The 24123-nt window shown below is 37.6% G+C and carries 21 protein-coding genes and 1 pseudogene; 6 read left to right on the plus strand and 16 right to left on the minus strand.

Going from position 1 to position 24123, the window contains the following annotated elements; all coding sequences use genetic code 11:
• Window positions 1-167: 167 nt before the first annotated feature.
• On the plus strand, window positions 168-854 hold the full coding sequence (locus tag ACIQZD_RS14045) for an ArsR/SmtB family transcription factor (RefSeq protein ID WP_095394369.1): 687 nt from the start codon (window positions 168-170) through the stop codon (window positions 852-854).
• An 86-nt stretch (window positions 855-940) separates the two neighbouring features.
• On the opposite strand, the gene ACIQZD_RS14050 is transcribed toward ACIQZD_RS14045, so the two are convergent.
• The 4 genes from ACIQZD_RS14050 to ACIQZD_RS14065 all read right to left on the minus strand — a co-directional run bounded on the left by ACIQZD_RS14050 (window position 941) and on the right by ACIQZD_RS14065 (window position 3669).
• Entirely contained in the window at window positions 941-1825 is an 885-nt protein-coding gene (locus ACIQZD_RS14050) for a DMT family transporter (protein WP_252269360.1), read from the minus strand.
• Window positions 1826-2038: 213 nt separating this feature from the next.
• Window positions 2039-2425, minus strand: a complete 387-nt coding sequence (gene gloA2 / locus ACIQZD_RS14055; RefSeq protein ID WP_402903541.1) for an SMU1112c/YaeR family gloxylase I-like metalloprotein — start codon at window positions 2423-2425, stop codon at window positions 2039-2041.
• Between the two features lie 397 nt (window positions 2426-2822).
• Window positions 2823-3287: an MFS transporter gene (locus tag ACIQZD_RS14060; protein ID WP_402903544.1), complete on the minus strand. Its 465-nt coding sequence runs from the start codon at window positions 3285-3287 to the stop codon at window positions 2823-2825.
• 259 nt (window positions 3288-3546) lie between these two features.
• Window positions 3547-3669 carry a hypothetical protein gene (locus tag ACIQZD_RS14065; protein ID WP_260320863.1) on the minus strand — a complete coding sequence of 41 codons (123 nt, stop codon included), beginning with the start codon at window positions 3667-3669 and terminating at the stop codon, window positions 3547-3549.
• 932 nt (window positions 3670-4601) lie between these two features.
• Here ACIQZD_RS14065 and ACIQZD_RS14070 point away from each other — a divergent pair.
• Entirely contained in the window at window positions 4602-5072 is a 471-nt protein-coding gene (locus ACIQZD_RS14070; RefSeq protein WP_402903549.1) for a DinB family protein, read from the plus strand.
• Window positions 5073-5540: 468 nt separating this feature from the next.
• Here ACIQZD_RS14070 and ACIQZD_RS14075 read toward each other — a convergent pair whose 3' ends face one another.
• Window positions 5541-6740, minus strand: a complete 1200-nt coding sequence (locus ACIQZD_RS14075; protein ID WP_402903552.1) for a C40 family peptidase — start codon at window positions 6738-6740, stop codon at window positions 5541-5543.
• Between the two features lie 462 nt (window positions 6741-7202).
• Window positions 7203-7946, minus strand: a complete 744-nt coding sequence (locus tag ACIQZD_RS14080) for an SDR family NAD(P)-dependent oxidoreductase (RefSeq protein ID WP_054396643.1) — start codon at window positions 7944-7946, stop codon at window positions 7203-7205.
• 272 nt (window positions 7947-8218) lie between these two features.
• Between ACIQZD_RS14080 and ACIQZD_RS14085 the strand changes: the two genes are divergently transcribed.
• Window positions 8219-9358, plus strand: a complete 1140-nt coding sequence (locus tag ACIQZD_RS14085; RefSeq protein WP_402903555.1) for a LuxR C-terminal-related transcriptional regulator — start codon at window positions 8219-8221, stop codon at window positions 9356-9358.
• Between the two features lie 122 nt (window positions 9359-9480).
• Here the strand turns inward: ACIQZD_RS14085 and ACIQZD_RS14090 are convergent, their stop codons facing one another.
• Together ACIQZD_RS14090 and blaOXA are read right to left on the minus strand one after the other, a co-directional pair.
• Window positions 9481-10227 (minus strand): TerC family protein, encoded by a 747-nt coding sequence (locus ACIQZD_RS14090; RefSeq protein WP_402903558.1) that lies wholly within the window; start codon window positions 10225-10227, stop codon window positions 9481-9483.
• Between the two features lie 259 nt (window positions 10228-10486).
• Window positions 10487-11177: pseudogene (blaOXA, locus tag ACIQZD_RS14095) on the minus strand (class D beta-lactamase); the annotation flags it as partial.
• A gap of 356 nt (window positions 11178-11533) precedes the next feature.
• Between blaOXA and ACIQZD_RS14100 the strand changes: the two are divergent.
• Window positions 11534-11713, plus strand: a complete 180-nt coding sequence (locus tag ACIQZD_RS14100) for a small, acid-soluble spore protein, H family (protein WP_402842273.1) — start codon at window positions 11534-11536, stop codon at window positions 11711-11713.
• A gap of 267 nt (window positions 11714-11980) precedes the next feature.
• Here ACIQZD_RS14100 and ACIQZD_RS14105 read toward each other — a convergent pair whose 3' ends face one another.
• Window positions 11981-12751, minus strand: a complete 771-nt coding sequence (locus tag ACIQZD_RS14105; protein WP_402903561.1) for a GH25 family lysozyme — start codon at window positions 12749-12751, stop codon at window positions 11981-11983.
• 411 nt (window positions 12752-13162) lie between these two features.
• Between ACIQZD_RS14105 and abc-f the strand changes: the two genes are divergently transcribed.
• Both abc-f and ACIQZD_RS14115 read left to right on the plus strand, forming a co-directional pair.
• Window positions 13163-14803: a ribosomal protection-like ABC-F family protein gene (gene abc-f, locus ACIQZD_RS14110; protein ID WP_402903564.1), complete on the plus strand. Its 1641-nt coding sequence runs from the start codon at window positions 13163-13165 to the stop codon at window positions 14801-14803.
• Between the two features lie 272 nt (window positions 14804-15075).
• Window positions 15076-15897, plus strand: coding sequence for a DUF2935 domain-containing protein (locus ACIQZD_RS14115; protein WP_402903567.1), 822 nt, complete (start codon window positions 15076-15078; stop codon window positions 15895-15897).
• A 107-nt stretch (window positions 15898-16004) separates the two neighbouring features.
• Here ACIQZD_RS14115 and ACIQZD_RS14120 read toward each other — a convergent pair whose 3' ends face one another.
• The 7 genes from ACIQZD_RS14120 to ACIQZD_RS14150 form a co-directional block, all read right to left on the minus strand.
• Window positions 16005-16355, minus strand: coding sequence for a hypothetical protein (locus tag ACIQZD_RS14120; RefSeq protein ID WP_402903570.1), 351 nt, complete (start codon window positions 16353-16355; stop codon window positions 16005-16007).
• Window positions 16356-16793: 438 nt separating this feature from the next.
• The gene (locus tag ACIQZD_RS14125) at window positions 16794-18374 is read right to left on the minus strand and encodes a hydantoinase/oxoprolinase N-terminal domain-containing protein (RefSeq protein WP_402903573.1); all 1581 of its coding nucleotides are present in this window, start codon (window positions 18372-18374) and stop codon (window positions 16794-16796) included.
• Complete coding sequence (locus ACIQZD_RS14130; protein WP_402903576.1) at window positions 18374-19468, minus strand: S-methyl thiohydantoin desulfurase family protein; 1095 nt, start codon at window positions 19466-19468, stop codon at window positions 18374-18376. Before ACIQZD_RS14130 ends, ACIQZD_RS14125 begins: the two co-directional genes overlap by 1 nt.
• A 27-nt stretch (window positions 19469-19495) precedes the next feature.
• Window positions 19496-20815: a purine-cytosine permease family protein gene (locus tag ACIQZD_RS14135; protein WP_402903579.1), complete on the minus strand. Its 1320-nt coding sequence runs from the start codon at window positions 20813-20815 to the stop codon at window positions 19496-19498.
• Window positions 20816-20959: 144 nt separating this feature from the next.
• Window positions 20960-21667, minus strand: coding sequence for an aspartate/glutamate racemase family protein (locus ACIQZD_RS14140; protein ID WP_402903582.1), 708 nt, complete (start codon window positions 21665-21667; stop codon window positions 20960-20962).
• A 275-nt stretch (window positions 21668-21942) separates the two neighbouring features.
• A complete protein-coding gene (locus ACIQZD_RS14145) occupies window positions 21943-22551 on the minus strand; it encodes a TetR/AcrR family transcriptional regulator (protein ID WP_402903585.1) in 609 nt (202 codons plus the stop codon).
• A 549-nt stretch (window positions 22552-23100) separates the two neighbouring features.
• On the minus strand, window positions 23101-23901 hold the full coding sequence (locus ACIQZD_RS14150; protein WP_402903588.1) for a nitrilase-related carbon-nitrogen hydrolase: 801 nt from the start codon (window positions 23899-23901) through the stop codon (window positions 23101-23103).
• Window positions 23902-24123: the final 222 nt, after the last annotated feature.

Consider the following 24123-nt stretch of genomic DNA (forward strand, 5'->3'; position numbering starts at 1 on the left):
ATCCTTTTTCAAATTTAATTAAAGCAGAAATCGTGAATTACCGAATATCACTAGGACAGCGGTACTGTATAATGGAAGTATAAGTTTACCTCTTTTTAATTAATTGGCGTTCAGCTTATTCAAACTAAAACTTAACTAATCTATCGGCAGAAAGGCTGGTAACTATTTTGAGTATAAATCCAAATATGGTGGAGATAGCCTCCCTCCTTGGTGAAACGTCACGTGCAACAATACTTGCAAGTCTGCTGGATGGGCGTTTTCATACGGCAGGTGAATTAGCATTGTTGGCTGCAATAACACCTCAAACCGCCAGCTTTCACCTTTCTAAATTAGTGGAAGGTAACCTTGTTATAGTTGAAAAACACGGACGACATCGCTATTATCAGCTAGCAAATGGAGAAATTGCGCACATTTTGGAATCCATTCTGGCCATTTCCCCACCTCCTGAAGTTCGGTCTTTAAAACAATCAAGTCAAGTCAAAATGCTTCAGGAAGCCAGAACTTGCTATGATCATTTGGCAGGAAAACTAGGCGTCCAATTAACTGAATCGATGTTGAAAGCCGGATATTTGAAAAAAGTAGAGAGAGAGTTTACAGTTACACCCAAAGGGGATCATTTTTTTTCAGAATTCGGCGTCGATTTACTTGATTTAAGAAGAAAACGCCGTTCATTTTCCCACTCATGTTTAGACTGGAGTGAACGTCACCATCATCTTGGCGGAGCTTTAGGGAATGGGATCCTTACACATTTTTTTGATTTAGGCTGGATAGTCCGTGTTCCATCTATTCGCGCAGTAAAAGTCACACCTAAAGGGAAAGAAGGATTTAAAGAAGTTTTTTGTATAGAGGTATAATTTAATAATCCCTCATGATGAAAAAGAAAGGTTCTTTTTCACCATGAGGGACTTTCTGTCTTTAGCGGCTTAAATCCATGCGATTGCTATAAAGCTCTTTTAACTAATTTATTTTCCTTTTGGAAATTGCTATTTACAAGATAGATGCCAATGATGATAAACAGTCCGCCAATTAAGAGTGAAGTGTATATCTGTTCACCTAATAGTGCCCACCCTGATAATACACCGAAGAAAGGTGCCAAAAATAAAAAGGCACTTGTTTTTCCGGGATCACTCTTTTGTAAAAGGTAATACCAAACAGCAAATTGCACGATCGATGACATGATACTTAACCATAATAAAATGAACAACGAATTGCCATTCAGTATGAAAAATGGTTTTTCAAGAATAAAGCTGCCAAGTAAAAGCAGTAAACCGCCAAAAAGCATCTGATAGGCAGATAATACCCATGTATCGGAAATCGCCCCCCATTTTTTCGCCAATAAAGTGGAAATCGCCCAGAAAACAGAAGAAAGAATGCCGAAAAGAATACCAACCTTAAATTCAAGTTGCGCTCCCATCGTTATAATTACTCCGACTAATCCTAATAAAACACCAATCCATTGATATAGTTTATAGCGTGTTTGTGAAAAGATCGTACCGAAAACAACAACAAGCAACGGGTTCGTGAATGTAAGAATGGAGGATTCACTTGCTGTAATCGTGCGTAAACTCAGGAAAATGCACCCCATTACTCCGGCTGTTTGAAAAGTGCCGATAATGAGCATTTTTATCCAATCCCCTTTAGAGTTTGGATGCGGTCTTTTTAAAAAGATCACGATCATCGCCATTATGAGTCCGGCAAGTGTGAAGCGTAATGCTGCTAATAATAATGGGGATGAATAAGGTAGACCAATTTTAACTACTGCAAAAGAAGAACCCATCAAAAATGTCGTTAAAAGTATCAACACTGTAAATTTGTAAACATTCATTTTTTTATCTCCTGACATATTTAAATGACCAATCTACAGATATTATAGCCGGTGATTATTTCAGCTCTCATCGAAATATGGAATACAAGTGGATCAAACTTAATGATATCGACATATCATAGGGAATCTTCATAGTTTAATTGATATAAGTAACCTCTTTAAATCATCGTATTCATCTTTGAAATCAACTTAAAAAATAGAGGTAACCTCATCCTATTTTTCATATATTTCTAGAGGCAAATCATCCGGATCACAAAAAAAAGTGAACCTTTTTCCTGTTAACTCATCAACACGGATTGGTTCGACTGGAATGTTTTCTTTTTCTAAATCTTCGATCGCTTGATTAATATCTTCCACTTCAAAAGCAAGATGTCTAAGCCCCCTAGCTTCAGGAAAACTAGGACGATGCGGGGGATCAGGAAATGAGAACAATTCCAGCTGATATTCCCCTCCGACGATTAAGTCCAATTTATACGATTTCCTTTCTGACCGATATGTTTCCTTCTCGATATCACACCCTAAAATATTTACATAGAAGTTCTTTGACTTTTCATAATCGGAACAAATTATTGCTACATGATGAATTTTTTTAACCTTCATTTGTGTCCTCCCTAAGAACATTGATTATTTTTATAAACTAATTTTACCAAAGTTATACATTAATAAAAACTTAGATTTCAGTGCTTCCTTCGGACTCCACTGCACGATACTGGTACATCCATTTTCCTTTCATCGGATATAGGTCTAAACACTACTCCAAATAGATTAATTGCAGCACATAGAAAAATTGTATATTTTAATCATGAAAAATACCCTGACCTTACAGTATGAATATATTGATAATATCGTATAAAAAAATAAAAAGCCCTGTTAACTGAAATTCAGTAACATCAGGCTTGTCAAGATAGTAGCAGAAGACTTTTATCACTCTCTATATACCATTTCGAACAAACTTTTATAAATCTGAACCCCCACTTTTGCCTTCATTTATATCAATCTATTTTACAGCAGGAATTGTTTGTGGATTTTCTGATATGAAATTTTCCCTACCCGATTTCAAGGTCATAAAAGCGATAAAACAAACGACCCCGAATGAAACCAATAACCAAACAGCCCCATTAAACGATCCATCGAAAGCGTCTATGACAAAACCGATCGTTAAAGGAGCGATGAAGCCAGCCACTTGCATCCCTAAATTGACCACTCCCACTGCAGATCCTCCGATTGCTTCCGGTAAATACTTTAGCGGCAGACTAAAAATGATAGTGGATAAGGCTGCGGAAAATATAGGTATAATGGATTGATAGATGATAACTCCCGTTACCGTTTCTGCATGAAACATGAGATACACGAATAACATATGTCCAATCGCTAACAGTTTCTTATCATCCATGATGATGAAGATGGAAAGTGATGAAATATAACCAAACCCGAGAAAAAATGTTCGTTGTATACGAAACATTTTGTAAAGCGCTTTAAAACATCGCGTTTATTACCGTTCTTATGAAAAATATCTATATATCCTTTCTCATCTTTTATAAAACGACCTTATCTAACCAGTTCATAAAGAAGGTACAAAAAGGCATATGTTGGTACATGCAAGGGCTCGATTGCAATAACTCTCCCATTTTCCAATGTGGAGTTATGTCAACATTGGTAGCAGTCTTAAATCTTTATCCCCTATAATAAAGAAAAGCATACCCGAAGGGATATGCTTTTCTTCACCAGTTATCCGTTTTATCTAATAATTGATCAATATCAAATGCATCGAGATGAAATGGAATTGACTCTTCAGCAAGTTCTTCGGTAGCTAAAAGCAATTGGTCAATATCTATTATAGTCAAAAACAATTCGCCTCCCTTTTAATACCTTTACCCTCAAACATTAATAGTTGATGCTTTTGCGGGTATCATAACTACATTTAACATTCATTTAAGGGGCAGCAGTTCACAGGAACTGACAACGCTCTTTGTCTCCAAAGGCTCTCCAGACTAGCCAAAAAAGTAGGTTTTGTTCAAAGGACGAACAAGTACCAAGCTAAGTTTTAAAAGCCTTGTAGGTTAAGCCAAAAAGCAGGAGTACTTCACCATAGTTATATGGCTGTCGATTTTTAACTCGAGTCTTGATAAGTCTGAAGGATTGCAATGGTTGTACTTATATCGTAGATTCTATTATTCATAGCCTTCAGGCTTATTAGTTTGGAACACGCTGCATCTTTCGCCTTTCTATTGGCGTTATACTGCACCAAATCATTTTTAGAATACATTCGGGTAAGGGGGACCTTCCTTGTATTCCAGGAATCAAACTTCCTGGGGACGTTAGAGCGTCCTTATGATGATCTTTTTAAATTCTAGAATTTTGAAGAAATGAATAGCTCCCCTATTTGTAAATATTCATGCACCATAATACATTTCTAATAATTCCCATTATACCGAAAATGAAACTGTATAATTTTACAATTGTATAACAATTATAAGTTAGTATTTAAAGTGGATGTATTGAATCTTCAGTTAATTCAAAATACCTTATGGGTCTTTTTATTTTTGTAAGAATGCTAATAAAATGGAAGGTGCAATTGGATTTATTATTTTTATGGAGCCTTAAATAAAATAACTCACCCGTAAGTTCTATAAGTAAAGTGATTTTTGACCGCTCCCTATTGTGGAAAAAGAACCGGTTGACATAAAACTAATTTCAGGAAGTTTCAACCATATTCTTTTCTGTTTATTACTGGTATAATATGGATGAATTCATTAATGAGAGGAGAGAGGAAAAGATGAATCAACTTGTATTTAAGCAATTTGAGATGACAAGAGAATACTTCATCAAGAATGTAGAATCCGTTCCTAAGGAACAAACCGATAAGCAGCCAGAAGGTTTTAATAACACAATTCATTGGCATACTGGCCACGTTTTGACAATTACAGAACAAACTATGTTTGGTTTCCCGCATGTAACCACTCATCTGCCCACGAATTATATAGAATTGTTTGGGAATGGCACAAAACCAGCTGATTGGCCAGGGAATATACCTGCTATGGATGAGCTGGTTGTACAGTTGAAAGATCAATTAACTCGTTTAAAGCAAATTCCTCCTGAACAGCTAGATCAAGATTTGGATACACCATTCCTAGGTTGTAAGACTGTTAGAGAACTTGCAGGTTTAACATTAATGCATGAAGCAACTCATATGGGGCAAATTCAGGCAATGAAGCGTATGATTGAACATGTAAGTCTTAAAAACTAATTTAACAAAGTGTTATATTAAGATGAAAAAACCAGTCTAATATAGCTGGTTTTTTCTTTTGATATATTTTATACATCATTAGTCTCCATAACATTCTCTATTTTCATTTACTCCACAAACTATGGAACACCCTTATACCCATTTTTATTGAGCTATTCTGCCCCGTTAGCAATCCTGTAGAGCATTAATTATCGGATTTAAAAAACAGAGCCCCTCAGTATGATGAGAGTACACATAAACCAAAACTCATCTAGATAATTATTACTTCAATTAACCTGTCATAAAGTGAAAACTTTTAAAAACGCTCTCACCATAAACGTTCGTTAATGGTGCCTCCTTCTTCAACTAAAGAAGAAGATCAAACACAAATCCCGTATTCAATAAAGTATACGGGATTTTGTTTAAGGTTAACCTTAAGTGAATAATATGACTAGAAAATTCAAATAGTCTAACCCTCTCGTGGCTATCTTAGTCCATATTGACTTGGACTTGCCCAAAACTTTCGAACTTCTGAGTAAAATAACTTGTTGTAAGATCAGAAATATGAACTCCAGTATTCCTTGTTGTATGAATAAAGCGGCCATCCCCTAGATAAATACCGACGTGGGTTATCTCTCGACTTAAGTCTGTATCTCTAAAAAATACTAGGTCCCCTGCCTTTGGTTCTCTGAGTTTCGGCAGCAAGGAATAATAGTCCGCTGCCGAACCACGTTTAAGGGAAATGCCCTGCTCCTTCATGGCCCAATAGATAAATCCGCTGCAATCCATTCCAATCATAGGATCATATTCTCCGAAAACATAGGTAAATCCACGTAGAGTATAGGCATACTTTATGACATCATAAGCTTTATCATAGGAAGCCTCTTGATTTACATAAAATGGATACAGGGGACTGCTGTATATTTGAAGATACTGTCCCTGCATCAAGCTATCAGTTGGTAAAGCGTTACGCTTTTTGATTGTATCCACAGATACACCGTAATTATCCGAGATACTTTTAAGTGTCTCATTATTTTGAACGACATGCTCCCCTTTTGGTGTATACGTTTTATACTCGACTTGGTATTGTGCAAAATATTTTTCTGTAGTAGATCTCACCTGAACTGTCTCTGCTCCGTATCCAGAATTAACGAACTGATTTCCCCCCAGAAAGATCCCTGCGGTCACGGCTTTTGAACTTCCCTTTTCCAGAAAAAATATAATATCTCCAGCCTTAGGTGCATTTGTATCCATTCCTTGCTTATAATAGCCTTCAACTGACAAACGGTCGATAGGCACCTTTTGTCGGGAGAGCACCCAATGAATCAATCCGCTAGAATCAAATCCTTTGATAGGTGTCTCTTCTCCAGCCGTTTTTTTAAATCCTGTAAAAGATTTAGCATAATTCCCAATTTGTTTCCCTCTCTCTGACCACTGATAGTTCGAAGGAGTATAAGCAGTCTGAATGGTTAACTTCTGGCCAATATATAACTTACCATCCGGTAAACCATTCATATTCATTAATTGCTCTGTCGATATATCATAGATCGCTGCAATCGATTCTACCGTTTCTTGAGAGGATACAGTATGCACTCGATCTGCTGCTTCAACTTTTAAGCCAGATAAAAAAGAAAAACTAACCATGCCTAGTAATAAAATCAACATACTACCTAATATTCTTTTCGCCATTAAACCCTTCCTTTATCAACAGATTTTGTTCCTTCTTAAGGAAATCATGTAATAAAATATCAACTTTACAACTTTAACATAAAAATACTATTAATTGGATTTACTTACCCTATTATTATTGAACTAAATATAATTTATATAAAAGGAAGGAAATGGTGTATACACCTACTAAAAGATACCCGGACGTATATAAAAGTTATAGAGAGCTATTAAGCGATATAGATCGTAATCTAATAATACGATTGGCCTTATTTATCTTCTCCCCTGCAACTGCTTGTATCGTTCCTTCTTCCCAAGGAAATGTTTTTAGCATTCCCGGGAATTTTTTCATTATATGCAATAAAAGAGCCCTCCAGTAGAGTTGAGTAATCTAAACCACTCATCTTACAGAAGAAGCTCTATTAATTGGCACCTCAAACCTAATTTGACTGATTGAGAGACCGAGCGAATAATCCTTAAAATTTATACTGCCGTATAACCGCCGTCGACAATTAGGCTAGTGCCAGTAACAAATGATGCATCGTCACTTGCGAGGAAGAGAACGGCTTTCGCCACTTCTTCCGCTCTGCCTAAACGGCCGATTGGATGTAAATCGATCAAACCTTGTCTTATTTCACCTTGTGCTTCGGCAATAAGTGGTGTATCAATATATCCAGGGCAAACTGCATTGACGCGAATGCCATCTTTCGCATAAGTTGCACCTAATGTTTGTGTTAATAGTTTGACCCCTCCTTTAGCAGCAGAATAGGCTGTTACCCCCGGTTTCCCTGCATGGCTATGGATGGAGCCTGTATTGACAATGGCGCCGCCAGTAGATTGTTTTTGCATTTGCTCTATCGCATATTTATCGGATAGGAAGACACCGGATAAATTAATATCAATTGTTTTTTGCCATTGTTCATAACTTAACTCATGGATGTTTCCGTCTCTGGCAATTCCTGCGTTTGCGAACATGATATCCAGTTTTCCATATTTGTTAACCGTCTCTTCGATCATATTCTTTACGTCATTTTCATTCGTCACGTCAGTTTTAACAAAAAGAGTATCATACCCTTTTCCATTTAACTCTTCTGACACCGCTTGTCCATGATCAGCAAAATCGGCAATGACCACCTTTGCTCCTTCTTCTGCAAATAATTGAGCCGTACTTGCTCCAATCCCACTTGCTCCCCCTGTTACGATTGCCACTTTGTTTTCAAGCCTCATCATATTACCAGATCTCCTTTTCTTATTTCTTACAGATTCCTTGAGCACCAGAAATCTCCATCCCTAGAGGTCCTCCCTGGACGACCATTCTTATACAAACAAAAAGCTGATGACAATGTTGAAATAAAATGGCCATCAAATAGCTTCATTCTGTGTTCATACATTTATTTTACTCCTTACAATTTGAATTACTATCCTATAAAGTGCTGTATAATAATAGGGTTAGTTCCCCCTTTTTATAGGGTATTTTGTTTTTAGGAGAAGAAATTCACATGGCTCATCCCTTTCATGCATATGAAGAAATGACATTGCAGCAATTCATATTATTCATTAAAAGTCATAACAAACGGATTGAAGAAAATATTAATATTCATTTGAATCTAGAGCCCTTCATATTAGAACCTGAACGTAAGATGATACAAACATTACTGGAATCATTTTTACTATTTTTATCCGCTCCAAATATCGACGACATAAAAGACACATACGAAGAGCATTTGGATACTTGGCTTCAATCACATTTACCCCTTTTAAAGGATAATCATTTCAGCATGTTCCGATTGATCTTTGAAAAGGCCATCGTTACCTCATTGGTAAACCTGAAACATGCCCAAACCCTTTCCATCCTTATGTTCTTATTATCCATTTTCTCTCATCTCATCCATAGCTATAACAAGTGGACAGGCGACGAACCGGAGCAACACCACAAAACCAAACAAGAGAATGCAGAACTTAAGAGACTGCAGCTACTGGACCAATTAGATGAACTTTTAATTATCTCAGCAGGATTTAAGGATTTTGCTTTTATCCTAAAAAAATGTGAAGAGTTCTTTAACTATAAAAGATGTGTTTTTTATGCTTATATTCCTTGGTCCAATCAATTATACGGCACCATTGGATCCGAGCTGCCAAAAGTTCAAAGCATGAGGGGGCAGCTCAGCTCCAAGCAATCCATGGTGTTCAATTCAAAAAAGCCGGTATTTTTAAAGAATCCCCATAATTACATTAAAGGGGAACATATACAGCTATTTAATCTTTCATCTGTCATCTTTGTACCGATTGTTCATGACCAGCAAGTGTTCGGCTGGCTGACCTTTGATCAATTAGGGGAGGAATTCGATTATTCAATGGATGAACTGACTTTACTTGAACAGGTAGGAAAACGGCTCGGTTTATATTTATCAAGAAAGGATGATGAGGTATCAATAGGTACCGACATACAATTGACGGAACGTGAATCCATGATTTTATATTTGCTGGCTGAGGGCTATAACAATAAAAAAATGGCCGAATTGCTGCAATTAAGCGAGCATACAGTTAGAGATTATGTAAGCAGTTTAATGACAAAGTTTAAAGCTAAGAACCGTACACAGGCAGTCGTTTATGGTTTTCGGTTAGGCCTACTGAAGTAAAGTTGAATTAGTGATGACGATTTGTCTACATTACAGAATCTATAAAGAACCAAAAAAAGACCGAAAAATTTTTTTCGGTCTTTGATCTACTTGAAATTTTCATTTATTACAAAAGAATATTCTTATTTACCTTCACCTTTTTTTTCTGTTTTTCCAGATAAAAACCATCCGCCTATTGCAATAAGAAGCATGACTGACCAAAAGATTATATTCCAAATCGGTCCCTCAACAAAATCGTGAGAAATAATGTGCACGGCTGGATGTGCTAGGGTATGCATTAATAACTTAACCCCTACCCAACCAACGATCAACATGGCTGCCGTTTCGAGGCTAGGCCGCTCCGTCAGTATCTTAACGAAGTATCCTGCAGCAAACCGGATGACGATTAAACCTGCAATGGCTCCTAACAAAATAACAATGAATTTAGCCCCATCCATACCTCCTATATCACCCATTGGTGTATCTGGCAAGGCAATGACAAGAGCGACTGCAGCTAAAATCGAATCAATAGCAAAAGCAATATCAGCTAATGCAATTTGCGCAACGGTCATACGGTAGCTTTTCCCTTTTTTTTCTTTGTCACCGTGGTCCCTTTTTAGTAAATGCTTTAATGAGATGAAAATCAAATATGCTGCCCCAATTGCTTGAACTTGCCATACGTGGAAAAGGTACGAAATGATGAAGATTGCACCAATCCTAAATATAAAAGCCAAAAGCAACCCAATATTAATCGCTTTTTTTTGCTGTTCTTTTGGTAAATGCTTTGACATTATGGCTAAAACCAATGCATTATCTGCAGATAATAAACCTTCTAAAAAAATTAGAATAATTAACACCCATCCATATTCCAATAATAACGATAGTTCCATGATATCCCCCTAAAAGCATGTATAAGAATGCGTATATGACTTCAAACCAACAACACTTTCTCCTCCAATATTGTCCCATCTTATCTACTTCCTTATTCAACCCTTCCGTCCAATTAGCTTCATTAAAATAAGGTACCGAAGCCACTCCCTATTTAAAGCATCCGTCAGCTCTATAATATTCTTTTATGCTTAGACTTCATTCCAATTAGGAAAAGTTAGGATTTACATCTTCGCACTCCGGAAAGAACCAACTCACTTCCTATTCTGCCATTAAATGATATTTCTGTAAAATGTCTTTCGTGATGTTCCTGGCGTCTGCCGATGTACCGGAGATATTCGTTACAAAAACATAGTCACATTCCTTTGTTTCAATAAAACCAACATACCAGCCAATGTTTGGACCCCCTGCCCCGTTTGTCCGTAAAGTGTATAGCTGTCCCCTTCAGTCTGGATCATCATCCTTTTAACGGTTTTCATGACATCCTTATCAAAAGGGAGATTTTCTATGTATAAATTTTCCATAAAGTCCTCTTGTTCAATAGGAGAAATTTTGAGTGAGCTGCTCAGCCAAAACTGAGCAATCCCTCCTCTAATATCTTGGTTGCCATAAGAAATCTTATGAATCCATTCCTCCATTCGACTCTCTCCAATGTCGCGGGCCATTGCTTGATAATACCAAACACCGGAGTTCCTTAAACCGGACCCAAGCGTATGATCCTGGTTCCATATCTCAATTTCCCTTTTCACACCATCCCAATATTTAATGTCATATTCATCCTCGAAGCACCGACCTGCAATCCGATACGTGCATTAGGCACCTTAAAAGTTGATTGCGGCACCAATCTTTGTTCGGCCCGTTCATTATTATAGATAAAAGTCTTACCTTTTTTCACTTCACGTAATATAAAAGTACCTTCACGTTCAGCAAAAAATTCATCGACGTCGAGCTTCTAAATATTGAGTTTATCTTTGGCGGCATTGGCCCCGCTTGGCTGCTGCATGTAAGTAAATAAAACGGAGGCGCCATTAAGTATTAAAAGGGCTGTCAGAAGCCTGCGTTTTTTCAATTTCATCACCTCAAAAAATTTATTTACAATCCTATCCATTCTAGCAGATAAACCCAATAATTTTAAGATTAAGAATTCTCATCTTTACATGCTTAATTTCAAAAAAAGTCACCGCGGATAAATGGAAGGTTGGGAAGAATCATTGTGCCTTATATGATTTAGTTGCAATATTAATCAAATGAATAAAATTAAGGTTTTTCCCAAATAATAGGTAGACTAATTAACAAGGAGGGATTTATATGGATGCTAAGCGTGTAAAGCAGATTCTTTCTTCATCAGCTGACATTGAGGTTAGATATAATGGCACTTCAGTATGGATTGATAATTTAAATGAAGATGGAAGAACGGCTACAGTACATCTAAGAGGCCCATTAGAGGAAAGATCAGACGTAGCAATAGACGAACTTAAAGAAATATAATATCCATTAAAATAAGCTCCTCTGTAATGAGAAGAGCCGAGTTTGTCTACAGTAAATTAAGGATTTGTACAATTTGAACGTTGATTTACTCTCCAGGCATTCGCTTTCCGCGGGCGTTCCGGGAAGCCTCTTCGGCGCCTTTGCGCCTGTGGGGTCTCCCTGAACTCGCTTTTCCCGCAGGAGTCTCACACCCGCTCCAATCCACTTTGTTTTGACCTTTGAAAGAACCCCGTACCTCGTACCTCTTGTATTGAAAAGATCCTTTACTTATTTCAACCTTAATTTTTGACCAATATAAATTTTGTCGGGGTCTTTAATTCCGTTAAGACTAACAAGGGATTTCACCGTTGTTTTATGATTTTTTGCAATGAAGCTAAGTGTGTCGCCTTTTGTTACAGTATAAGTTGAGGTTGTTTCAGTTTTCCATGCACGGGAGTTTTGCGTCCTAAAAGTATTTATTGTATTTGTAAAATCCCTATAGGCTATATTCAAATCCACCTTTGTGCTGATCCCGCTTACCTTACCTGAATCAGAATGCTGCCAAATATCCGTGCTACGTCCCAACGTGCTGTTGTATCTGGCAATCCACAAAGCATAGTTCACCAACCTTGATTCATCTAGGGTATTTTCGAGAAAGTATTTACCAGTATACAGCATAGCCGTATATCCAGCTTCTTCAATAGCCTCCAAAAAAGCGATTGCTGCATCGGTCAGCGTTTTTTTATTTGCCTTTTTTTTATTTTCCTCCAGATCAAGGACAACAGGGTAATTTAAAGCAAAAGAGCTGATAGAATCTAAAAAATAAGCAGCCTCAGCCTTTGCTTCTGAAACAGTTGCAAACTTTGCATAGTGATAGGCCCCGACTTTCAATCCCGCTGCCAATGCTTGTGGTGCATTTTCTTTGAAATAGGATAGCTTGGAATAACTTGTTCCCTCTGTTGCTTTAATGAACACGAACTTCACGTCTGCCTTTGCAACTTCCTCCCAATTAATAGCACCTTGCCAATGTGAAACATCGATTCCCTTTATATATTCCATATTAATGACCTCCTCAAGGAACAACCCTATGGTGGTAAATGTTTATGATTTTCACAGGAAATATTCAGTCCTATTGCCTACCTTATAATAAAATGATTAATTGAGTTAAAACAATTATAAATCTTTTAGTATTATGCCGCTTCCTTTTGTTTTCAATGATCATATTATGCTATACTGATTTTATTAATATCAGAAGGGATGATGGGTGGCCGATGATTAACTAATCTTATTTTTAAAATTTGAAATCACATATTTCAAATCATACGAAATAGGATTAGTCTGCCCATTTTCTATAAATTGTAGAGCTATCATGAAAATAGCTCTTATTTGATAATGCACAGGTACGGCTAATCCTTCCATATGAACTGGGAGGATTTTTTTATTCTCCCTTTAAGGAGAGGATTGATCATAATGAAAGAATTATTAAAATTAACCAATATCAGCTATGAAGTATTGGACCATAACATTTTTGAAAATGTTAATGCTAGTGTTCAACAAGGGGAGATCATCGGTATCATTGGCAAAAATGGTGCCGGTAAATCTACGTTGCTGCAATTAATTAACAATGATTTAGTGCCTGCACAAGGACGAATCCAATGGCTGCAGCAAGACTTGAAAGTTTTTATGGTTGAACAAGAAGTCGAGTCGCATTCTTCAGAAGATAAGACGCCTACCGAAGTTAAATTACTGGATAAAATGCATGTACCAAGCCATGACTTCCTACAATTAAGCGGAGGAGAAAAACTCAAAGCCCGGCTAGCAAAAGGACTTTCTAAAGGTGCAGACCTTTTACTATTAGATGAACCGACGAACCATCTTGATGAGGCCAGTTTAGGATTCCTCAAAGGACAAATTAAAAATTATAGAGGTACCATTATTTTTGTTTCGCACGATCGTTATTTTTTGGATGCTGTTGCAACGAAAATTTGGTCGATTGAAGATAAAAAGCTAATTGAGCACAGAGGGAATTATTCTAGTTATATGGAGGTTCGCAAACAGAAAAGACTTACACAACAACGTGAATATGAAAAACAGCAAAAAATGGTTGAACGGATCGAGGGACAAATGAATGAAATCACTTCTTGGTCAAAAAAAGCCCATTCACAATCGACGAAAAAGGAAGGAGTTAAGGAATACTATCGCGTGAAAGCGAAGCGAATGGATGCACAGGTAAAATCCAAACAAAAGCGTCTTGAAAAAGAGCTTGAAAAAGCAAAAGCTGAACCTGTTGAATCAGAATATACTGTACGCTTTTCAATTAAAACAAAAAACAAGACGGGAAAACGTTTTTTGGAAGTTAAGAATTTAACTAAGACTTTTAGCGGGCGAACACTGTTTAATAACGTCAATTTCACGATTCAGCATGGTGAGAAGATTTCTATTATAGGTAACAACGGCAGCGGAAAGACGACATTATTAAAAATAATTCTTGAACATGAAACTTTTGCGGGCGATGTATGGATTTCACCAGCGGCAAAAATAGGCTATTTGACGCAAGAAGTGTTTGATTTACCACTTGAACTAACACCCGCCCAGCTTTTTCATAAAGATACATTCGAGTCGAGAGGGAACGTTCAAACTTTAATGAAGCATTTAGGCTTCACTGCGTCTCATTGGACAGAACCCATTAAGAATATGAGTATGGGTGAACGGGTGAAGTGTAAGTTAATGGAGTATATATTACAAGAAAAAGATGTGCTTATTTTGGATGAGCCGACAAATCATCTGGACTTAGCTTCACGGGAACAACTTGAAGAAACCTTAGCACAGTATACCGGCACGCTAATCGTCGTTTCGCATGATCGATATTTTCTCGAAAAAACCACAAGCAGCAAACTTGTCATTTCGAATAATCGCATACAAAAGCAATTGTATGAATCATCATCCTCAAAAAGAGATGATTTGGAAGAACTGCGATTAACACTTGAAACAGAAAGACAGGAAGTTTTGGGAAAGCTTAGCTTTATGACGCCAAACGATAAGGCGTACACAGAACTCGATAAGAAGTTTAATGAGCTTACGAAAAAAATAAATGAACTTGGTGACAAATGACTATCAACTGTAACTTAATGTGCTGGATGATAACCCTTAGAATGAATTAGTTCTAAGGGTTTTTAAGATATTACCCTGGCGTCCTGCCAAAGAAGAAAGTACAGTCCCCGAACGTTCAGGAATTTTTCACACCCCTTGGCCATCAAGAACCAGTTGGTTTGAGGTGTTAAAAAGATAATAGTAAATGATTTGATTACAAATTGAGCAGAATACTAATGCCCCTTTGTTAATAAGATTTAATGATGGTTATGTTTTAAGAGGGGGGCTTAGTTATGAGTGAGGACACACAGGAAGATATGAGGAATAAATCAGGAATGTTTGTAGTGCGCTCTTTAGATGAGATTCGTTTTTGGTCTAGAATAATGAAGGAACACTCGTTATTTCTAAGACTAGGTTTTAGATGTGAAGATACACAGCTAATTGAGGAAGCTAATCAGTTTTATCATTTATTTGAACGGATAGAACAGCAATCCCATTCATTTACAAATCAAACTGATCCAGAACAGATCAGGAGATTTAACGCGGAGGTGCACCAAGCTGCTACAGGCATATTTTTATTCAAAAGGAAGGTATTAGGATTGATACTCACCTGTAAATTGCCTGGAGCAAACAACTTCCCACTTTTAGTCGACCATACAAGCAGAGAAGCCAATTATTTTAGAAAACGATTAAAAGAATTAAATGAGGGTAAATTGAAACCACTTGCAGATGCCATCATCAAAGAAAATGTTTTCTTTTTAAGAATAATGGCGGATCATGCAAAATTCATTGGACATCTCCTTGATCCATCGGAAAGAAAGCTGGTGGATATGGCGCGAAACTTTAGTAATGATTTTGATCAATTAGTCTTTCAAGCCGTAGACTTAGAGTCCATGAAACCGCAATCTCAAACGGCCCCTCTTCTGGATCAATTTCTAGATCAGAACCGTGTTTCCGTCGTATCACTTCGAGACTTTAAGAAAACCGCCAGGGATTTAATCGAAGAATGCAAAATCAAGAGCATCATTCATCCACTATTGGCTGATCACGTTTTCCGTGAGGCCGAACGTTTCCTTGAAATCATCGATATGTTTGAATCCCATCTTACAGGTTAAAAAATACAATTAATTAGAGGTTTTTATATTATTGCTATTATGGATTAATAAATTCAAATAAAAATTGGCCCTTCTCGATATAGAGAAGGGCTTTGATATGTAAAAAGTTAAGATTGGGAGTTCACCAATGTTTCAAGTTTCTCTTTATCAGATACAGAAATCCATGGTAATTCCAAATTATCATCATTAATACCAGGTTGGATAACGCGGCTATTTAATAGATCACAAATACAATCATTTATGAATTGGATATCTTGGTCAGATATTTTCCGGTTATATGTTATGGAAGCGGCTCCTGTTTGTTTGGTCATCCCCCCTATCAAGCCTCTTTGATTTAATGAACTCCTGATCACTTCTCTGATAGCCTCTAGACTAGTCAACGGAAATACATCAAGGTGCTTAACAATCATTCTAAAAATATCCTCTCTAGATAAATCCTGTTCAAAATGTTGTCTCAAATAATCCACCCCCATTGGTCAAAACATTCTCCAAATGAAACGTAAAATCCTTCTTTATCCTTAAAAAGGACGATTCACAAGCCCTTTTGAGTGCGCCGCACTGATTCCGAATATAAAAATTAACACAAAAAACCCCGCTCGATTAAGAGAAGGGCTTTTAACAATGGAGGAGTACCACTTAGGGGGTAGTACAATAATATAATTATCGCCAAACGAATACATTTATATTCATTGTTATGCAGCAACAATCTTACCTTTTTTCTTTTAGCATATTTCTACTTTTTCAAGGATGCCAATCATTGTTTGAAATTTGTAATTTTAATTTACAATGGCTAATCTCAATACCAAAATTGCAGGGCGGGCACATGGTGTTATTTCCATTATTCAGAAACCGGAATGAATGGTGCACCTGATATGATATCTTTCCTCCTGCCTCGCCTACACCAGTTCATTCATTTCAGACTGGGCTAATTCACCAGCTGCTTTTACACGAATACGAGTTGCATTCCCAGGCATATAAGCTAAAGGTACATCTTCTATGTCAACAATAACAAGCGTTTGTGGATCGGCTCCTGCACTGATCGCTTCTGACATCGCTATTTCCTTTGCCTGTTCCAATGCTGTTTCCCTTCCTATTTCAGCTAGTGCATATACTTTTTCAATCTGCCCGCTAACCTGGGAGATAGCCGACCCAATGGCATTTGCTACACCTGAATGTAATGGGCGTATGACTTCAGATGAACCTTTTAATTCCTCAGGTAAAAGGATGCTTCCACCTCCAACAAGAATGACAGGCACTGGTGCAGCACTAGTTTTCATCTTGTCAATAGCTTCTTCGACCAGATTGACCATATTTAAATAAACTCTATTTAATAGATCCTTATCAAGGTGAGCCACTTTTGAAGCATCCCCAAGTTCCACTTTTCCAAGAGCCACAGCAACATCCGTTGTTGTTAAAGTATCGCCTCCGAAAATCAAGGATTTTTCTGGCAGTCGGTAACCGACACTGTCTGGTCCAATCGTGAACTCTCCATTCTCTTCTATGCGGATTATTGTGCCTCCTCCAAGTCCAATCGAGATTAAATCAGGCATCCGGAAGTTTGTTCTGGCTCCTCCAATCTCTACTGCCAAAGAAGATTCCCTTGGAAACGATTGAACGAGAACACCAATATCCGTTGTTGTTCCCCCAACATCTAAAACGATTGCATCGGTTAATTCACTCAAATAGGATGCTCCCCTTAATGAGTTAGTCGGACCGCAAGCAACAGTGAAGATTGGGTATTTGACTGCATATTCAATTGACATTAATGTCCCATCATTTTGGCAAAAGAATACTTTTGCCTCAATTCCTTCATTCTTCAGTGCATTGATGAATCCGTCCGCAGTGGTTTTAGCAACATTTACGACAGCAGCATTAAGGATCGTCGCATTTTCCCTTTCCAGTAAACCGACTGAACCAATTTCTGAAGATAAAGAAATGGAGATTTCTTCTCCCAGTACTTCTTTGAAAATTTCGCTTGCTCTTTGTTCGTGTGTTTGCGATACAGGTGAAAAGACAGAAGTTATCGCGATGGAATCCACTTTCCCTTGGATATCTTCGGCAATTTGATACAAATGCGCTTCATCTAATTCAACAATCTCCCGGCCATCAAATTCATGTCCGCCGCGGATTAGGTATACGTGTTTTCCGAGTACTGCGCGGAGGTCTTCAGGTACGCCGATAAGCGGTTTAACCGCTAATGTAGCCGGAGCACCAATACGGATTACTGCGATATTGTTTAATCTCTTTCGTTCAACGATAGCATTTGTACAATGGGTCGTACCCAGCATTGCATATTTAATTTGCTCCCGAGGAACCTTTGCGTCATCGATTATTTTTCTCATTGCTGTATAGATGCCTATGGAAACATCCTCAGTTGTAGGTGATTTCGTTTCCGAAATGACCTGATTATATTGATCTAAAAGAACTGCATCTGTGTGGGTTCCCCCGACATCAATTCCTATTCGATAAACACCCATTAAACTAGCCCTCCTTTTTTCACTAATTCTTCAACAGGAACATAACCGACTTCATAGCCAAAGTATTTTGGACCAACTGCCTCTATTCCCTTTTCCGTTCGCCACTTTGGATGGCATGGCATTCCGATTACCACGCATCTTGCTCCATATCTGATCCCTTCAGTAGTGATCGGCAAGCCTGTTTCCGCATCAAGCACGGCAATCAAATCTGGAGTGACACAAAGCAAGCGTTCCTCTGTCTGTGCAATTAAATGCTCATTTTGGAATCGCACCTCGAGTTTTTCTCCCTTATACTCATTGATTCCCTCAAATGTTGCCACGCCTCTAGCAAATCCCGCCTCTGTCTTGCGGTTGATATCACTCACTTTTCCACGGAACAATTCAAACCCGTCTGCCTTATTCAACACTTCTTTTATTGGATCAACATTATTTTGCTTTGCAAGCCTGATTGTCTTACCAATTTGTTCTTCTAAGCTCAGTATATTTCTAATTCCGCTTTCCTTTATATTCTTTCCTGTCATTGGATAGATGGCTGTCATTGTTGAACCACCCATTTCAATTGTTGCTGCACGGGCAATCCTTTCTGTCCAGACATTGTTTATGGTTGAGAGCAGTGAAGTATTGCCTTTTTCATCAGCAAGAACCATCGGAGTAGCAGCAATTCCATCCAAATAAAAAGTGACCATTTGCAATTCCGGGAATGCTCTTCCCATCCCATCAACATCCACCACAGGCAAGCCAAGCTTTGCAGCAAGTGCAAGGGGCACCATCGAATTCACTCCGCCTGCTTCAATCGGCATCGTTGCAAAAATCTTTTTTCCTAAATAAGATTCGAGGTTTTTAAAAGCGGCTGTTGCTTCTTCACCACTCGGAGCTTTTTCCAACATAACCGTCGGTGCTCCCATCATCGCGGAAGGAACCACTAATGCGTCATCAGGAACTTCATCCACATCCAACAATGTGATTTCCCCGTACTCTTCAATTGCCTGTAAAGCCATTAGCTTACCAATGTAAGGATCTCCTCCTCCGCCCGTTCCGAGTAAAGCCGCACCTACTGCTATATCTTCAATTTCCTGTTTACCTAATCTCCTCATTTTCTTAAAACCCCCATTTTCAAAAAATTATGATGCGATATGATCACTGTTCACTTTTTTCCCTTTAATAGATTTTATAAATAACACACCTGCGTAATAGATAATGCCGCTTATTAAAAGGGAATTGATAGATGGTATGCCAACTGTAATAAAATAACCGCTTGCAAATCCTGCTGCCCAGGCAACTAATGTTACTGGATTCATTTTTTCAGGCTCAGATGGCAATGTTCCTTTTTCCCTGCTCTCATCAAGAGCTTTTCGATACGTCTTCAGTACGAAGTAATCAACCACAATAATTCCGGCTATTGGAGGTATCATGATTCCAAGTAAAACAAGGAAATCTACAAATCTATCGAGAATGCCCATAATGGATAGTAAAGTTCCGATAGCACCAATTACAAGTGTAACGAGTCCTCGATTCATCTTGACCTTAAAAACAGAATCGAAAATATTAGTAAAGCCAAGAGAAGAGGAATATAAATTTACGTTATTAATTTTCACTGTGGAAAAAACGACAACTGCTGCGCCAAGCCAGCCAGACGTTTGTAGCATGATGCTGACAACATCGCTTGTTTTTGCCGCATGGGCCATTAACACAGCGATCATTCCTACACCAAGTTCGCCCACTAGGGTACCAATGGTAGTCATCCAAAAAACATCCTTGCCATTTCGGGCAAACCGACTGAAGTCGGGTGTGATTACGGCACCAATAATGAATCCTCCAGCAACCATTGTTGCACCCACGCCCAGAGAAAGACTCTCTCCCGGAGGCGACGTTCCCATTAAACTGAAAATGGAATGATCACTGAGAACTTGATAGATGCCAATCCCCACCACCAATAGAAAGGCAGGAACGGTAATTTTGGCTGTCATGCTTAATAGTTTAAAACCAAATATAACCAGTACAGTTACGCCTAATCCGGTAATAGCAGCTGCAATGGGAAGGATCAATTTCCCGTCGGTAGCTTCCACCAAACCATTAGCAAAAACAGTGTTCTGCACTCCAAACCAGCCTATTGTACAAAAAGCAATGACCGCGCCAATGATACTCGAACCATATCTGCCGAATCCTGTCCAACGCGACAAAAGACTAGTTGAAAGGCCTTCACGCGCACCGGCATAACCGATTAGAAAACTTATAACTTGTAAAATGACACTTCCAAACATCATGGCCCAAAACGCCTGCCAAAAAGTCATTCCGTATCCTAATGCGGCCCCAAGCATAAATTGAGAAAGTGTAGCTAGGGCACCAACTCTGACAATCATGATATCCCACATTGGCAATCTCGCATTTTGCGGCACTCTGGATAGAGAGTAATCGTCCCCCAACTTTGTATTATCTTCCATAAATTCACCCCTATGAATTATCCTCAGTTTTAGCAACAAACTGGAGATTCCTCTTGCCTCTTTTAAGCTGATGAATAATAATTAACCGAATATTCCGTTAATTTTATTTTGCAGGATTTAACTTATTTCTTTTTCTTAAAAAGTTTATGAACTTTTTACTCTCTGTTTAGAAGGTGGAGTCATGTAGGTCAAGCGGCTTTGTTTAACCCCCATAGCAATTAAAATTTCCAGCATTTTTGTGGCTGCAAATGCGGGATCGATAACCGGAACATCATAACCTTTTTGTCTTAATCGTTCTTGAAGCTCCGCTGCAACACCTATAAAGCCTGTACACCCTAACACTAAAGCATGGGCATTGTCATATTCAATCGCCTTTATCATTTCTTCAAATAACGCACTTTTTAACTTATCCTTGTCTTGAACTTCCAAAACAGGAATATTTACATATCTAATTGAGGCAACATTCCTATCTACACCTAGAGTTTTGCTAATGTTTTCAATCATAGGCACAACATTAGGCAGCACCGTTACAATAGAAAAGGATTTTGCTAATGAGCTCGCAACAAGCATGGATGACTCACATGGTCCAACAACTGGAATATCCAATATTTCTCTTGCAGGCTTCACACCTGGATCTCCAAAACAATCACTGATTACACCCTCATACCCCTCTTCTTCAGCCTGCTTTGCTTTTTCCAGGAAATTAGGTATACAAAGTGCTTCATCATATTCGCTTTCAATTGATTCAGGTCCATAATCAAGGTTGCAAACTCCTACTTCAGTGTTTTCAGAAGCATAAGATTTAATCTCTCTTCTAATTTCTTCATTAAAAATGTCCGATATAACCGGCATGATCACTTTAATTTTAATTGGAATACACTCCTTTGTTTTTATTAGACTGCTGAACCAATTTTATTTCTTTTACATGTTTTTTATTATTTATATCACCCCCTTTTAGGAAACCACTCCATTTATAAATGACTTCACATTTTTATTATTCAAACGGGGGAAATCTACTTCGTTTTATCCCCTCATTGAAAACCATATTTGAAAGATGCTCCTTTTCTCGCCTGTTCATAATAGAGATGAATTCCATATATTCCCTTTACATATTAACCTCCTTTTGGTTATTCACTTTTGGACAGAGGCCCATATTTCCTCCCTATATCACTAAACATGGAACCGATGAATCGATCTGCAATATGAACTTGCTCCATTAAATCTTGTCCCTCATACAAGTTGATGCCCCAGAATAATCCATTCCCGAGTAAAACAAATTGCTTAATGATTTGGTCCACTTCGTCAGTAGAAAGGCTCGGGTAGCTCTGCCTCAATAGGTCCTCAAGTGAACTAACCATCCAATCATTAAAATGCAACAAATACTTTTGTAAATATAATTTAATTTCCGGAATGGGTGACGTAACCAACGATATATACGCCATAGTCCCTTGCTCATCATCTTTGTGATACTTAACAATCCCGTGAAGCATTTCACTAAAAATTTGATCCACAGATCGTGAACTTGTTTCAGCTAAAATTCGTTTCATTTCAGCTAAATGGTTATCAAGTAAATGTTGAAAAGCAGCGATAAATAATTCCTCTTTGTTTTTATAAAAAAAATAAATGGATGCTGGTTTTATTCCCACTTCATCCGCAATTTTCTTCATGGTAGCTCCTTGATATCCATGTAGTGAATAATGCAAAAGAGCTGCATCTATTAATTCTTGCCTTTTCAATTCATCCCCACCTAACGTTTATTAGGTAAATTATAAAGTGTATATTTCAGAAAAACAATAATTTTCTGATTTTTTCTCCTTTGAATAACTAATATTGTGATTACAGTAGTTATAAAGAAAACAACACATTGACCTTTAGAAGGCCTTTAAGTACAAAACTTAGAGTAGCCCAACACTCGTTTTTTTTGTATTACTGGACAAGTTATCCATAATAGCAGTCTGTAGATGGTATCCCATTTCCTCCCTAACCTCTAGATATAAAGCGGATCTCTTAAAAACCCTAATTTTTGAATGATTTACGGTTTTTCTTATGCCTCAAGAGATTCGGCACTGGTCAAAAGAATCCAATCCTTTGGCAACATCGGCACTAGTATGTACTTTTTGTTGTATCTAGATAGCCGATTCATGTTCAAAAATCATTTTGTTTATATTTCCTAATAAAACAAAAAATCCACTTATCATTTAATAATGAAAAATGGATTTTAATAAACTTTTATAAGATTATAGTTATACACCCACATAGTTCGTTTAATGAATTTTTGGAAAAAACTATTTTTCTAATTCAAATAACGAAGCATTTGGCCACAATTTCTTGTCTAAATCATCCAGATAAGGAACCTCTTTTCGCACCTCGGATATAATTGAAAAATCTACATCATGAATTAGAATACTCTGTTCCGATCTTGATGCTTCACATAGGACCTCACCAGTCGGAGCAATAAGTTTACTCTTTCCGCAGCTTCCCTCATTTACCGTGTTTACGCCAAGAATATAAACCGTATTATCGAGTGCGCGCGCAGGAAGTTGAATATCCCATCTTGTTTCTGCTCCGTAACTCCATACTGAAGGAACAATAATAAGTTCTGCACCTTGAAGAGCTAGAATTCGGCTTGGTTCAGGAAATTCAATATCAGCACAAATAAGAACACCTATTTTTCCTTTTGATGTATCAATTGCATGATAGACTTTCTCACCAGGAGTGAATATTTCCTTCTCCCTTCCCCATAAAAATGATTTTCGGTAAGTGGCAATGACTTCCCCTGTTGACTCAATTACAGCTAAGGATATATAAAGGTCTCCATTTTCTCCCTCAACAAATGGTACGATGAGCATTACTTTTAACTCTATTGCGAGCTTTTGAAATAATGAAACGGTTTCTCCAGTCGGAACCTCTTGCAACGATTGGAATTGTTCCTTCGATAAATAGTAACCACTCACCCAAAGTTCAGGTAATACGATTAATTCAGCTCCTTGTTTAGCCGCCTCTTCAACCATTCCTATACAATTTTCAATATTTTTATCCCTTTCTCCAGAGATAGATTGTAATTGGACTGCAGCAACCTTAACCATCAAAAGCACCTCCCTTTTCTACAAATGAAAAACTATCAGATTATTTAGAAACCTGTGTTTAATATCATAATATTTTATTTTTTAAAATTACGCAAATATTATTTCTTTTTACATATTATTTTGAATCTTTTATTTCAAAAAATCTAAAAATTGTGTAAACTATAATCAATCCAGTTTCGGTTTGGGTATATGTAAACTTTTACACAAAATTTTTCAGGGAGG

It is taken from the genome of Peribacillus sp. NPDC096447 (assembly GCF_044762725.1).
Classification (GTDB): Bacteria; Bacillota; Bacilli; order Bacillales; family DSM-1321; genus Peribacillus.